Origin of the sequence: Micromonospora sp. CB01531, assembly GCF_001905095.1 — a bacterium.
Classification (GTDB): Bacteria; Actinomycetota; Actinomycetes; order Mycobacteriales; family Micromonosporaceae; genus Micromonospora.
In genome coordinates, this window is the sequence record NZ_LWLS01000057.1 from 148097 (window position 1) to 161216 (window position 13120).

Below are 13120 nucleotides of genomic sequence, written 5' to 3' on the forward strand. Positions count from 1 at the left end.
TCACCGTGATCATTTCGTGGCCGACGCAGACTAACATCGCATCCACACGGGCGACCACCGTCGGCACCGCCACGGTCCACAACAGACGTACGTCACGGCGTTGTCGAAGATGGCGCCGACACTGCCGGCGGAGGAGGCGATTCCGACCTCGCCAAGCCGGAACCAGCATGGCCACAGCCCCCAGCGGACGCGGAAACCGCCTTGATCGGGGCGGAATAAGCGATACGCGGCAGTTGGCCAGCGGTGCCCAGGCAGGATGTGCCGAGAGCGTGCGGATGCCAGCTGGAGGTGCGTGATCGACAGGGAAGCCCTCGAAAGGTTGGATGATGCCCGGCTCGCGGCGTGGGACACCCACCGTATCGATGCCTTCGTTGACCTGCTGGCCGATGATTTCGTGCTTCGCGACACCACGGTCGGCGCGCCAATCACTACCAGGGCGGGCGCGCGTGAATACGTGGAGGCATGGCTGACCGCGTTGCCGGACATGCGGATCCGCCGTACCAGCCGCCTCGTGGACGATGATGATGGCGCGGTCGCCGCCGAGGTGGAGTTCACCGGAACCCACACCGGTCCCATGGCGGTGGGTTCGACCCAGGTGCCGCCGACCGGCAGGACGGTGGTTGGGCGGGGGGCGTACTTCGCTCGGGTGAAGGATGGGCGGTTCGTGGAGCTCAGCATCCACCCCGACTTGGCGGGCATCATGACGCAGCTCGACCTGATGCCCTGACACTGGCGCGAAAGGCGCGCGGCAGGCGGCCCACCACCGCCGCGGTGTAACGGCAGTCGCATCGACAACGCCGGATGAGTGAAGAGGTTGATCTCCAACCCGCCCCGCCATCCGGCAGGGGCGTCCCGCACGGCGTGAGGAAGTCAATGCGACTGAATTCCCTGTCCCGCTCGCTCCGAGATGTCATCCCCACCACCCTGGCCGGCCTCGCTCTGTTCGGAGTCACGGCGGCGGTTCTCCCGGCTGACGCGGTGGCGGCCGGGCGCGCCCAGCCCGACCTGCTGGTCGACCTGGTGACGACCGACGTGCTGAATCCGGCGGAGGGGGAGACCTTCACCGCCCAGATCGACGTCCGGAACGTCGGCAACGGCGACTCGGAGGCGGTCAAGGTGACCGTCTCGGTGCCGCCGGGGCTGCAGACGACCACCCCGTACGGCGGCTCGGGGTGGAACTGCACGGTGGCGAGCGCGACGAGCTACTCGTGCACGTACCCGCAGCTCGTGGCCGGCGGCCGGGATCGGCTGAACGTGCCGCTCGTCGTGGCCGACGCCACCCCGGGCAGCACCGTGCCGATCACCGCGAGCATCGCCCCGCAGAAGCGGGAGGCGAACCCCGACAACAACACCGGCTCGGTCACCGTGGCCATCGCCGGCACCTGCGTCATCCGCGGCACCGTCTGGCAGGACCTGGACCGGGACGGGCAGCGCGATGAGGGCGAGCCGGCCGTCGCGGACGGCCCGGACGGCGTGCTGCGGGTGAGCCTCTGGGCCCGGCAGGGGCAGGCGGTCGGCGGCGGCTCGACCACCGTCAACCCTGACGGCACCTGGTCCATCACCGCTCGCACCGAGCTGCTTTACCAGGTGCGGATCGAGGCATCCAGCCGGTACGGCCGCACCGTCGCCGACATGGGTAACGACACCACCGACTCCGACATGGTGACGTCGTACCAGTTCGAGCCCACCCTGCTGATCGGCAGCGCGGAGTTCTCCGCCCACCACGGTGGCGAATACGTGATCGACGCCGGCCTGGTGGCCCAGACCTGAACCGCACCCGCTCGCCCCGGGAAGCGATCCCGGGGCGAGCGGGCCCCGCCGACACGCCGCTGGCCCGTCGTGTCCATGATCCGGCTGCGAATGCCGCCCACCTGGTACGACGGTGGCAAGCATGCCGCAGTGAGGGGGTACCGATGACCGGTAGGCGGGAGACCGTGGAGGTCGATCCGGTGGTGTTCCGCGCCGTCTACGACTCGCCCGCCTCGCTGCCGGGCCGGCACCGGTGGACCACCCCCGAGTCGGACGTACGCCGGCTGGAGAAGCTGCTCAACATGCCGGCGCGCAGCATCGGCGCCCCGCTCTGGGTCAGCGGCGACGACCCGGACTGCCCGAAGTGCGGTCGCCGGGTGAACTGGTACGACATCGTCTCGTCCGCCCTGCACGGGGTGCACGACCGCACGATGATCGCCCGGGTGATCCTCGGTGAGCGCAAGTACGTGAACACCGAGGTGCCGGAGGCCATCCCCGGCGTGCACTGCGCCGACTGCCGCAGCCCGATCGAGGGGCTGCGCAGCTTCAAGTGCCACAACTGGGCGTACGCCTTCGAGGCGCTGGAGGAGATCGTCGAGCGTATGTCCGGGGTGCCCGCGCAGCCGGCGCCGCCCCACCCGTCCGACGCTCCATAGCCCCCGCCCCGCCACTGCGTGATCCCTGCTCACCGGCTGTGAACCGCCTGAGACTCCGGTGCCCGATGGGGATTTTCCCGGCACCCTCCGGGTGAACGGAGTATGAACATTTGGTGAGGTGATCCATGACTGACGCCGTCATGACCGACGTTCCGGATATCAGCGCGGACTGGTACCACGACATCGTGCGGTACGCCGACAGCACGCCGCAGCCGGTGCACTGGTTCGCCACCCACTTCACCGAGGGTGCGATCCTGCTGCTCGGCGTACTCATGGTGCTGGCCGCGCTGACCCGGCTGGTCGGCGGGGGCGTCCGGGGCCGGGCGCTCGCCCTGGCCGCGCCGGTCACGGTGCTGCTGTCGTACGGCGCCAGCGAGGGGCTCAAGGACCTGATCGCCGAGGACCGGCCCTGCCGCAGCCCCGCCGACCTGGTGATCGTCGCCGGGCACTGCCCACCCGTCGGCGACTGGTCGTTCCCCAGCAACCACGCCACGATCGCCGGCGCGCTGGCCGCCACCACGCTGCTGCTGCACCGCCGGATCGGCCTGGTGGCCGCCCCGCTGGCCCTGCTGGCCGCGCTGTCCCGCACCTTCGTCGGGGTGCACTACCCGCACGATGTGGCCGCCGGCCTGCTGCTCGGGGTTCTCGTCGGCGCCCTGCTCACCCCGCTCGCCGCCCGCCCGGTCGCCGAGCTGCTGACTCGGCGCAGCCGTCGCGCCGCCCGACCCCTCACCCGCCCCGCCCGCCGCTGATCCACCCGCCGCCGCCCGCGCCCATGCCCCGCCCTGGCCGCAGATTCACGGAAATAGTCCGTGTCCCGGGCGTCATGGCCACTCTTTCGGAGAAGGTGCGGCCACCGGGTGGCGACGGAGGGACAGGCGCGGCGGGCGCGGCCCACGCCGGGCGGCGTCAGCGGGCGAGGAGGAGGGCCAGGGCGGTGGCGAGGATGAGGAACGGGCCGAAGGGCAGGTGGCTGGACCAGTGGACCCGGCGCGCCGCCAGCAGGGCCAGCCCGACCAGCGCGGAAAGGCTGACGGCGAGCACCAGCCCGACCACCAGCACCGACCATCCGTACCAGCCGAGCAGTGCGCCCGCGCCGAGGGCGAGCTTGGCGTCGCCGAGGCCGAACCCGCGCCGGCCGAGCAGCAGGGTGGTGGCGGCGAAGCCCGCGCCGAGGACGAGCCCGGCGGCGGTGGCCCGCAGCCAGGGCGCCGGACCGGCCCCGGCCAGCGCGGCCACCCCGAGCAGCGCCCAGACGCCGGCCGCCGCCGGATAGGTGAGGCGGTCCGGCAGCCGGTGCACGGCCGCGTCGATCAGGGCCAGCGGCACCGCCCAGGCGAGCCACCAGGCCGCCGCCGCCCGCCCGCCGAGCGGTCCGTCGGCCAGTGCGAGCACCGCCACCGCCGTGGCCAGGGCGGCTTCCACCGCGCCGGGCGGCGCGCCGATCCGGGCCCGGCAGCCCGGGCAGCGGGCCGCCGGCCCGAGCGCCGGCAGCGGGCGGTCCAGGCCGACCGGCGTGCCGCAGCGGTCGCACCGGGCCCGGTCCACCGAGCCCGGGGGTACGGCGTACCGCGCGACCGCCAGCCGCATCGGCGGTACGAGGGCCAGGGCGGCGAGCAGCCGCACCACCGGACGCCGGGCAGGGGTCTCCGATCCGGCGCCCCGGAGCCGTACGGCCGTCACCTCACCCCTCCGGCACGGTTGCTTACCGTTCCACTCTGGAGCACGGAGAGTGATATTGGCCGCTCCGGCGTGTGGCGGATGGCGCGGAAACCGGCGTCCCGACCACAGCGGCCGGAGGCCGGGAGACCGCCGACCAACCGCGGAGGAACAGCCCGGATTCCGGCGGGACGGATCGGACCAGAGGCACCGATGCCACCCATTCCTCCACCGCTCAGCCGCCAACCGGCCCGGCCGGGCTCTTGACAGGTTGCGGGCACTCCTGCCACCGGCCCGGCCGACCGTCGGGCGAACGTCGCCGTTCGGACACCCACCGACCACCACCACCTGTCATCACTCAAAGTAGTCGAATGAATTGCCTCTGTTGCATCGGCGGACGTCAGCCTATGCTCGCCCCTTGGGTACGACGCAACCCCGAGCAATTGGCGTCGGAGGCCAATCGGAAACAACCTTTCGAATTCACTAAAGATCAACACAGGTAATTGCAGCGGCAGTCAGTTGAGGCCTGGTCACATTCATCCGGGCGCGCTTCCGCATGCCCGGAGTACGCCCGCGCGAACGCTCCGGGCCAGCACCGAGGAGGGCACGGCGTTGCGCACACGGGATTCCCGCCACTGGACAAGCTGCCTGCTCAGCCTTGCCCTGCTGGGTGCGAGCGCCGGTTGCGGCACCGAACCGGAGGCGGCCGCCCGCCCACTGACCGGGACCGGCGGCGCGCCGGCCACCCAATCGACGGCCGACGAACAAGCGGCCGGAAAAGCCGCCCTCGCCGCCTATTCCGGCTATCTGGACGCGTCCCGCGCGGCGAGCGCACGCAGCGACCCGGCGCATCCGGCGCTGGCCCGATTCCTAGCGGATCCACTGCTGACCCGAGTTCGGCTGGCAATTCGTGAGGCGAAGGAGCACGGCGCGATGCGTACCGGAACGCTCGTTTCCGATCCCACCGTCGTGTCGGTCGACCTGGCCGCCGACCCGCCCGTCGTAGAGATCCAGGACTGCCTGGACGCCACCGGCTACCGCCTGGTGTACGCCAAGGAGCACCGGGTCGTCCCGGGCACCCGCGGCGGGCGGTACCTGGCCACCGCCACCGCCGCCCGCTACCCGGACGGCCGGTGGCTGATCAACGCCGGTGCCGCGCATCAGGACCAGCCGTGCTGACCTGGGGAGGAGGGGGTGTCCCGGCCCGCCCGACCCGGGCCGGGACACCCCGAAGGCTGCTGCTCGCCGCCAGCCTGGCGTTGCTGCTCACGCTGACCGGCGTACCCGCCCGGGCGGCCGGTCCCGGCGGCAACTGCCCGCCCGGCCAGAACGACTGCAACGTCTGGGACGACGAGCCGGGCGTCCCGGGTCCGGGCGGCGGCGGGAACACCGGCGGGGGCGGCAACGGTAGTGGCACCGCCCCGAAGTGCCAGTGGAACGGCCGGGCCATCCCCTGCTACCACGACCAGCTGGGCTGGTTCAACAACGCTGACGGCTGCTACTACAAGCTGGCCGAGCCGCAGCAGGCCGCGCCCGAGGGCAAGCAGTGGTACCTCCAGACCTGCAACGGCGGTGACCTGGGCGCGCAGACCATGGTGCTGCGGGACGGCCCGCCGCCCGGCTACGGCGCGCCGCCCGACCCGGAGGAACTGGCCCGCCGCGCACTCGCCTCGATCTCGCTGCTGCCGCCCCGGATCGCGGTCGCGCCCCGGCGGAGCAAGGGGCCGGGTCTGGTCGGCCTGCCGGTCTGGATGTGGGCCAGCAGCGGGTCCTCCTACTTCGGGCCGCTGCACGCCTCCGCCTCGGACCGGGGGCTGACGGTCCGGATCACCGCCCGGGTGACCCGGATCGTCTGGAACATGGGCGACGGCAGCAGCATCACCTGCCGCAAGCCGGGCACCCCGTACGCCGCCGACGGCCCCCGGGCCGGGTTGACCTCCCCCGACTGCGGCTACCACCGCGGGTACGCCCGGGCCGGCACCTACCAGGTCAGCGCCACCACGTACTGGACCGTGCGCTGGGTCGGCGGGGGCGAGAGCGGCGACATCGCGCAGAGCCGGGTCAGCGGCACGGTCCCGGTGCAGATCAACGAACTCCAGGTGGTGACCCGATGAGCGCAAGGATGGTGGCCCGGTGAGTGTGACGACCCGGAACGGGACCCCGCTGGACGCGCCGGTAGCGCCGCCCCGGGTGGTCCGGCAGCGGCGGATCCGCCCCGGCCTGCTCGGTCTGGCGGTGCTGCTGATCGCCCTCGGCGGGCTGGGCGCGGCCTTCGCGGTCACCTCGGTCCGGTCCACCGGCAGCTACCTGGCGGTGGCCCGCCCGGTCGAGGTGGGCCGGCAGCTCAGCGCCGACGACCTGGTCGCGGTACGGGTCTCCGGCGGCCAGGGGCTGCAGCCGGTGCCGACCCGGCGGCTGAAGGAGGTGGTGGGCCTGCGGGCGGCCGTCCGGCTGACCCCGGGCACCCTGCTCACCCCGGCGCAGCTCACCGACGCCCCGCTGCTCGGGCCCGGGCAGCAGCAGATCGCGCTCGGGCTCAAGCCGAGTCAGGTGCCGGCCCGTACGCTCCACCCCGGCGACAAGGTCCTGCTGATCAGCACCCCGGACCGGAACGCCGAGGGCGAAGCGCGCGCCGGCGGCACCCGGTTCGAGGCCACGGTGATCGACACCGTCGCGCCGGAGCACGACGATGTGGTGGTCTATCTGGCCCTGGCCGTCCGGGACGTGCCGGCGGTGGTGGCGCTCGCCGCGGACGACCGGATCGCGCTCGTGCTCACCGGGGCGGCCTGATGGCGGTCATCGCCCTGGTCTCGGCCAAGGGCTCCCCGGGCGTCACCACCGCCGCGCTGGCCGCCGCGCTGAGCTGGCACCGGCGGCTGGTGCTGGCCGAGTGCGACCCGGCGGGCGGCTCGATCCTCGCCGGCTATCTCGGCGGCGCGCTAGACGGTCCCCGGGGCATCGGCGAACTGGCCGTCGGGGAGCTGCGCGACGGCAACCTGGAGAGCGCCTTCTGGTCGCAACTGGTCGACCTGGATGCCCCGAAGCGGGAGCGGCTGCTGCTGCCCGGCGTGGTCGACCCGGCCCAGGCCGGCAGCGTGAGCCCGCTCTGGCAGCGCTTCGCCGACTTCTTCACCAGTCTGGAGCAGGGTGTCCCGCCGTACGACGTGCTGGTCGACTGTGGCCGGCTCCAGGTGGGCGGCCCACCGTGGCCGGTGCTGCGGGCCGCTGCGGTGGTGCTGCTGGTCACCCGCGCGCACCTGCCGGACCTGTCGGCCACCCGGTCGACCGTCCGCGCGATCGAACGGGACTTCACCGAGCACCGGGTCCCCCCGGGCACCCTGCGCCTGCTGGTGGTCGGGGACGGGCACGGCACCAGCGAGATCAGCAAGACGCTGCGGCTGCCCGTGATCGCCCGGCTGCCGCACGACCCGCGTACCGCCGCGGTGCTCAGCCTCGGCGGCACCGTACGCTCCGGCCGGCCGCTGATGCGCGCGGCCGGCGCCTTGGAGGTGCCGGTCGGGGCGCTGCTGGACCGGCGGCGCGCCCGGCTGGCCTGGCCGGGGGCGGCGCCACCGCGGGCGGTGACCGCACCGAGCGGGCCGGGGGTGTCCGGTGCGGTTTGAGCCGGTCTCCCACGACCCGCGCGGGCAGCAGCCCGGCGCCACCTCCACCGTGCCGCCGCTGGTCCCGCCGAACCGGCACCATCCCGGCGCACCGGCCGTCGCGCCGCCGGCGCCTGCACCGCCGCCCCGCCCCCGGGTCGACTTCGCGGTGGTCCGCGAGCTGCGCCGGGAGTTGAGCGAGCGGCTCACCCTCTGGCAGCGGGGCCGGGAGTTCGACGAGGACGCTGAGGAGGTCGAGCGGGCTCGGCTGGCCGTCGCGGTGGTCTCGGCGTACGCGGACTCGGTGCGCCGAGCCGGCACGCCGATGCCCGCCGATGCGGAACGGCTGCTGCTCGACCAGGTGACCGCCGAGCTGGTCGGCCTGGGGCGACTCCAGACGCTGCTGGTCGACGAGACCATCGAGGAGGTGCACATCCTCGGCTGCGACCAGGTACGCATCACCCGGCACGGCGGCGGCGTGGACTGGGCCGAGCCGATCGCCGACAGCGACGACGAACTGGTGGAGATCCTCCAGGCGGCGGCCCGCCGGGCCGGGGCCACCGAGCGGTCGCTGTCCACCTCGAAGCCGACCCTCGACCTGCAACTGCCGGACGGCAGCCGGCTCGCCGCGGTCTTCCTGGTCAGCCACCGCCCGTACGCGGTGATCCGCAAGCACAACACCCTGGCGGTGAGCCTGGAGGACATCGCCGGCGGCCGGCCCGACCTGGACGAGATGATCGACCCGCTGCTGCGCGACTTCCTTCGCGCGTCCCTGCGGGCCGGGCTGAACATCATGGTCGCCGGGCTGGCCGGGGCGGGGAAGACCACGGTGATCCGGGCGCTGATGGACGAGATCCCGGCGGACGAGCCGTACGTGCTGCTGGAGGAGAGCCGCGAGCTGCTGCCGGCCCGCCGGGGGCAGCGGCACCGGGCGGTGATGAGCTTCGAGGCCCGGGAGGGGCACGGCGAACGCGGGCTGGACGGCCGCCCGGCCGGTGAGGTGAGCATCGCCGACCTGATCCCGGTCGCGCTGCGGATGGGCGTGCTGCGGATCATCGTCGGCGAGGTCCGGTCCCGGGAGATCGTGCCGATGCTCCAGGCCATGACGACCAGCCGTGGGTCGATGTGCACCATCCACGCCCGTACCCCGGCGGGGGTGAGCGAACGGATCATCGAGCTCGCGCTCTCCCACGGCCGGGAGATGACGGTCGACCAGGCGCGCCGGATGGCGGGCAACGCGCTCGACCTGATCGTCTACGTCACGGTGGAGGACGAGACGGCGATCGGCGGTCGCAAGCACCGCTTCGTCTCCCACGTCGAGGAGGTGATCGGCGTCGGTGACGGCAACCGGATCACCACCACCTCGGTCTTCGGGCCAGGGCCGGACGGCCGGGCGGTCCCCCGCCACCTCCCCGAGCGGATCCGGGACCAGCTGCTGCGCGTCGGCTACGACGCCCGGCTGCTGACCCGCTTCATCGAGGCCGGCACCGGCGCCTGGCGCCGCCCCCGGCACACCCACCTCGACGGGCGGCAGTCATGACAATGATCGAGCTGGTCGCTCTCTTCTCCGGCGCGGCGGCGGTGGCCGGGCTGGTGCTGGCCGTGGTCGCGCTGGTCGGCACCGACCGGCCGGCGGGTCCGGCGGCGGTCACCCGGCCGGTGCTGCGCCGGGTCTGGACCGGGTCCGGAGCGAGCCGACGGGAGCAGCATCAATACCAGGTGCTGCTCGGCGCGGCGGTGGTGGCCGGCGCGGTGGCCTTCCTGCTGACCGGGCTGCCGGTGGTCGGCCTGCTGGTGGCACTGGCGGTGCCCGGGGTGCCGTGGCTCTTCGGGGTGGGCCGGGCCGAGCAGCGGGCCATCGCCCGGGTCGAGGCGGTCGGCGAGTGGACCCGCCGGCTGAAGGACATCTGCGGCACCGGGCAGGGCCTCCAGCAGGCCATCATCGGCACCATCGCCACCGCACCCGAGGAGATCCAGGAGGAGGTACGCACCCTCGCCGCCCGGCTCCAGGCGGGCTGGCTGGCGAGGTCGGCGCTGCTCGCCTTCGCCGACGAGATCGGCGACCCGGTCTGCGACCAGGTGGTGGCCGCGCTGATCCTGCACCTGACGGACCGCGGCGAGCGGCTGGGTGACGTGCTCGGCTCGATCGCCGCCGCCGCGTCGGCCGAGGTGGCCACCCGGCGGGAGGTGGAGGCCAAGCGCACCCAACCCCGGTTCGCGGTCCGCTTCCTCACCGGGATGACCCTGGCCGCGCTCGCGTACGGGCTGGTCAACACCGAGTACATCCGGCCGTACCGGACGCCGGTCGGGCAGCTCGTGATGGCGGTGCTGGGTGGCGCGTTCATCGGGCTGCTGGTCTGGGTCCGGTCGATGAGCCAGCCGCCCCGGCCCGCGCGCTTCCTGCCGGCTCCCGACCCGGACGAGGTGATCGCGTGAGCGCGCGGAGTGTGCTGGCGAGTCCCGCAGTCGTGAACGAAAAGGGGCTCAGGTGATCCTCAACTGGCAGCTCGCCGCAGCCGTGCTGGGCGGGGCCGCCGTCGGCCTCGGCCTCTTCCTGCTGGTCCGCGAGGCGCTGCCGGCCACCCCCGCGCTCGGCCCCGCGCTGCGCCGGCTGCACCAGCCGCCCGGGCAACTGGCCACCGCCGGGGCCGGGCCGGACTGGCTGGGCGGTTTCTCCCGCTGGCTGCGCCCGCCGCACAGGCAGCTCGCCCTGCTCGACCGCACCCCCGAGCAGTACGCCCTGTCGGTGCTGCTCTCCGCCCTGCTCGGGTTCGCCACGCCGGCCCTGACGTCGGCCGTGCTGTTCCTCGGCGGGGTGTCGCTGCCGCTGGTCGTACCCGTGTTGGGCAGCCTGGGGGTGGCGTTCCTGGCCGGCCTGCTCGCCCACCGCGAGGTGCTGGCGAAGGCGGACGCCGCGCGGGACGAGTTCCGCCAGGCGGTCTGCACCTACCTGGACCTGGTGGCGTTGCAGCTGTCCGCGGCGCACGGCCCGGTGCAGTCGCTGGAACGGGCGGCGGCGGTCTGCGACGGCTGGGTCTTCGACCGGATCCGGGAGGCGCTGCGGATCGCCCAGCTCCAGATGCACTCGCCCTGGGACGAGCTCCAGGAGCTGGCCGACGGGATCGGCATCCCGGAGCTGGGCGACGTGGGCGCGATCATGCGCTCCTCCGGCAGCGAGGGCGCCCAGGTGCACGAAACCCTGCGCAGCCGCGCCGACTCGCTGCGCGACCAGATCCGCACCGACAACCTGGCCCGGGCCGAGGGGGTGACCAGCCGGCTGGACATCCCGGGCTCGTTGCTGGTCTTCGTACTGCTCGGCTTCGCCGTCTATCCGTTCCTCGCCCGTCTGTGAGCCCCTGCGAGAAGGAGAACACCATGCGCCTCTCCACCTACCTGTACGCCGCGGTGACCAGCCGCCTGGCCGAGCTACGGCGGGACACGGAGCGCGGCGACAGCCCGGTGCCGACCGCGGTGATCATCTTTGGCCTGGTCGCGGTCGCCATGGCGGTCACCGGACTCGCCCTGGCCAAGGCCAACAACTGGATGAACGCCATCCCGGACAACACGGCGCCGAAGGCGCCGTGATGCGTCGCCCCGCTCGTACGGACCGGACCCGGCCGGCCTCCGCCGGCCGGCCCACCGGCCGGTGCGACCGGGGGCGGATCGCCGCCGTCGTCCGTCGCCGGCTCGTCGAGGGCGGGGCGGAGCGGGGGGCCAACCCGGTCGAACTGGCGGTGGTGATGCCGGCGATCCTGGTGCTGCTCTTCGCCTCGATCCAGGTCGCCGTCTGGTTCGTCGCCCGGTCCACCGCCCTCAACGCGGCGCAGACCGGGGTCAACGCCCAGCGTGCGCTCCAGGCCCCGCCCGACGCGGGCCGAAACCGGGCCAGCACCTTCCTGCGCGCCGCCGGCGACTGGCTCGTCGACTGGCAGGACCCCGGCCCCACCTGCACGACGGCCGCCACCGAGGTCACCTGCACGGTCAGCGGGCGCAGCCTGTCGGTGATTCCGGGGATCCACTTCCCGGTCCGGCAGACCGCGCACGGCACGGTCGAACGCTGGACGACGGGGTGAGGCGCATGGCGGGCCGGCGGGACCGGGGCTCCGTCTCGATCGAGGTGGCGGTGCTCGCCCCGGCCTTCATCGGGCTGATGGTGCTGGCCGGGGTGGCCGGGCGGACGGCCGTGGCCGCCGAGGCGGTGGAGTCGGCCGCGCACGATGCCGCCCGGGCCGCCTCGATCGCTCGGGACGCGGGTGCCGGCCGGACCGCGGCCACCGACGCGGCCCGCCGTCAGCTCGACTGGTCGGGGCTGCACTGCACCGCCCCGCCGGCACTGACCTTCCGAGGCTCGGTACAGGGGAGGGAAACCAGCTTCGCCGCCGCGTACCGCAGCGCGCCCGGAGTGCCGGCCACCGTCACGGTCACGGTGAGCTGCAGGGTCTCCTTCGCCGACCTGAGGGCGCCCAGGCTGCCCGGGGTGCCGGGCGGCAAGACCGTCTCGGCGAGCTTCACCTCCCCGCTGGACACCTACCGGAGTCGACGATGAGCGGTGGGCACGTGTCGGAGAGCGGCCGGGTGAGCATCTTCCTCGCCGTGGCGATGACCGGCGTACTCGTGATCATCAGCCTGGCCTACGACGGCGCCGGGCAGCTCCGCTCGTTGCAGCGCGCGGACAACCTGGCCGCCGAGGCGGCCCGCAGCGGCGGCCAGGTCATCGACCGGGCCCGGGCGATCGAGGGCGGCCCGAAGGAGATCGACGAGGCGGGCGCCCAGGACGCCGTCGCGGACTACCTGCGGGCCGCCGGCGGGGTCCGCGGGCACGACGTCAGCTTCCCGGTGGTCGACGGCGAGAAGCAGATCCAGGTACGCGTCCGCATCACCTACCGCCGGGATCTGCTCGGCCTGTTCGGCCTGGACAACTCCGTCACCGTCACCGGTGAGGCCACCGCGCGGGCGCTCACCGGGGCACCGTAAGGAAAGGAAGGCAGCCATGGCCGCACCGCAACGCTCCGCCGTACGGCGGACCGGCCAGGTCCTCACCGGGCTCGGCGCCCTCGTGGTGCTCTGCGCGGTGCTGGCCGGCGGCCCGATCGCGCTTCTCGCCTTCGCCGGCAACCCCCTCCCCGATCACCTGCCCACCCTCGCCGAGGTGGGTACGGCGTTGACCAGCCGCGACGACGGGCAGCTCTTCCTGCGGGCGCTGGCCGTGGTGGGCTGGTTCGGCTGGGCGACGTTCGCGTTCTCCGTACTGGTGGAGTTGCTGGCGGCGGCGGTGCGCCGGCCGGCGCCCCGGCTGCCCGGGATGCGCCGGCAGCAGCGGGCGGCGGCCGCGCTGGTCGGCTCGGTGGCGCTGATCCTGGCGGCGAGCCCGGCCGCAGCGAGCGCCGCCGCCCTGACCGCCCCGCACGCCGCCGCACCCCCGGTCGTGGCCGCGCCGCCGCTCGCCGCCGCGCC

At 73.8% G+C, this 13120-nt stretch carries 16 protein-coding genes and 1 pseudogene; 16 read left to right on the forward strand and 1 reads right to left on the reverse strand.

The features are described 5' to 3' along the window. The first annotated feature begins 292 nt into the window (after positions 1-292). From A6A27_RS09690 to A6A27_RS09705, 4 genes are all read left to right on the forward strand, one after another. Positions 293-727 (forward strand): ester cyclase, encoded by a 435-nt coding sequence (locus A6A27_RS09690; protein WP_073834206.1) that lies wholly within the window; start codon positions 293-295, stop codon positions 725-727. A gap of 146 nt (positions 728-873) precedes the next feature. Further along, positions 874-1770 (forward strand): SdrD B-like domain-containing protein, encoded by an 897-nt coding sequence (locus A6A27_RS09695; RefSeq protein ID WP_073834207.1) that lies wholly within the window; start codon positions 874-876, stop codon positions 1768-1770. A gap of 143 nt (positions 1771-1913) precedes the next feature. Continuing rightward, positions 1914-2405: a hypothetical protein gene (locus A6A27_RS09700; protein ID WP_073834208.1), complete on the forward strand. Its 492-nt coding sequence runs from the start codon at positions 1914-1916 to the stop codon at positions 2403-2405. Between the two features lie 125 nt (positions 2406-2530). Beyond that, complete coding sequence (locus tag A6A27_RS09705) at positions 2531-3157, forward strand: phosphatase PAP2 family protein (protein ID WP_073834209.1); 627 nt, start codon at positions 2531-2533, stop codon at positions 3155-3157. Positions 3158-3314: 157 nt separating this feature from the next. On the opposite strand, the gene A6A27_RS09710 is transcribed toward A6A27_RS09705, so the two are convergent. Then, positions 3315-3995, reverse strand: a complete 681-nt coding sequence (locus A6A27_RS09710) for a prepilin peptidase (RefSeq protein WP_198940255.1) — start codon at positions 3993-3995, stop codon at positions 3315-3317. 786 nt (positions 3996-4781) lie between these two features. On the opposite strand from A6A27_RS09710, the gene A6A27_RS09715 reads away from it, so the two are divergent. The 12 genes and pseudogenes from A6A27_RS09715 to A6A27_RS09770 form a co-directional block, all read left to right on the forward strand. Then, complete coding sequence (locus A6A27_RS09715; RefSeq protein WP_443189960.1) at positions 4782-5243, forward strand: hypothetical protein; 462 nt, start codon at positions 4782-4784, stop codon at positions 5241-5243. Then, entirely contained in the window at positions 5237-6178 is a 942-nt protein-coding gene (locus A6A27_RS09720) for a hypothetical protein (RefSeq protein WP_073834211.1), read from the forward strand. The genes A6A27_RS09715 and A6A27_RS09720 overlap by 7 nt, the downstream gene beginning before the upstream one ends. A 19-nt stretch (positions 6179-6197) precedes the next feature. Next, complete coding sequence (locus A6A27_RS09725) at positions 6198-6854, forward strand: SAF domain-containing protein (protein WP_073834212.1); 657 nt, start codon at positions 6198-6200, stop codon at positions 6852-6854. After that, positions 6854-7687 (forward strand): hypothetical protein, encoded by an 834-nt coding sequence (locus A6A27_RS09730; protein ID WP_073834213.1) that lies wholly within the window; start codon positions 6854-6856, stop codon positions 7685-7687. Before A6A27_RS09725 ends, A6A27_RS09730 begins: the two co-directional genes overlap by 1 nt. Further along, positions 7677-9206, forward strand: coding sequence for a CpaF family protein (locus tag A6A27_RS09735; protein ID WP_073834214.1), 1530 nt, complete (start codon positions 7677-7679; stop codon positions 9204-9206). Before A6A27_RS09730 ends, A6A27_RS09735 begins: the two co-directional genes overlap by 11 nt. Next, positions 9203-10102 carry a type II secretion system F family protein gene (locus A6A27_RS09740; protein ID WP_073834215.1) on the forward strand — a complete coding sequence of 300 codons (900 nt, stop codon included), beginning with the start codon at positions 9203-9205 and terminating at the stop codon, positions 10100-10102. The genes A6A27_RS09735 and A6A27_RS09740 overlap by 4 nt, the downstream gene beginning before the upstream one ends. Before the next feature lie 55 nt (positions 10103-10157). Continuing rightward, complete coding sequence (locus tag A6A27_RS09745; RefSeq protein WP_073834240.1) at positions 10158-11018, forward strand: type II secretion system F family protein; 861 nt, start codon at positions 10158-10160, stop codon at positions 11016-11018. A gap of 23 nt (positions 11019-11041) precedes the next feature. Next, on the forward strand, positions 11042-11251 hold the full coding sequence (locus A6A27_RS09750) for a hypothetical protein (protein WP_073834216.1): 210 nt from the start codon (positions 11042-11044) through the stop codon (positions 11249-11251). Further along, a complete protein-coding gene (locus A6A27_RS09755) occupies positions 11251-11739 on the forward strand; it encodes a TadE family protein (protein WP_083672524.1) in 489 nt (162 codons plus the stop codon). Before A6A27_RS09750 ends, A6A27_RS09755 begins: the two co-directional genes overlap by 1 nt. 5 nt (positions 11740-11744) lie before the next feature. Continuing rightward, positions 11745-12212, forward strand: a complete 468-nt coding sequence (locus tag A6A27_RS09760; RefSeq protein WP_073834217.1) for a TadE/TadG family type IV pilus assembly protein — start codon at positions 11745-11747, stop codon at positions 12210-12212. Continuing rightward, on the forward strand, positions 12209-12640 hold the full coding sequence (locus A6A27_RS09765) for a pilus assembly protein TadG-related protein (protein ID WP_073834218.1): 432 nt from the start codon (positions 12209-12211) through the stop codon (positions 12638-12640). The genes A6A27_RS09760 and A6A27_RS09765 overlap by 4 nt, the downstream gene beginning before the upstream one ends. A gap of 16 nt (positions 12641-12656) precedes the next feature. After that, positions 12657-13120, forward strand: a pseudogene (locus A6A27_RS09770) (LysM peptidoglycan-binding domain-containing protein); the annotation flags it as partial.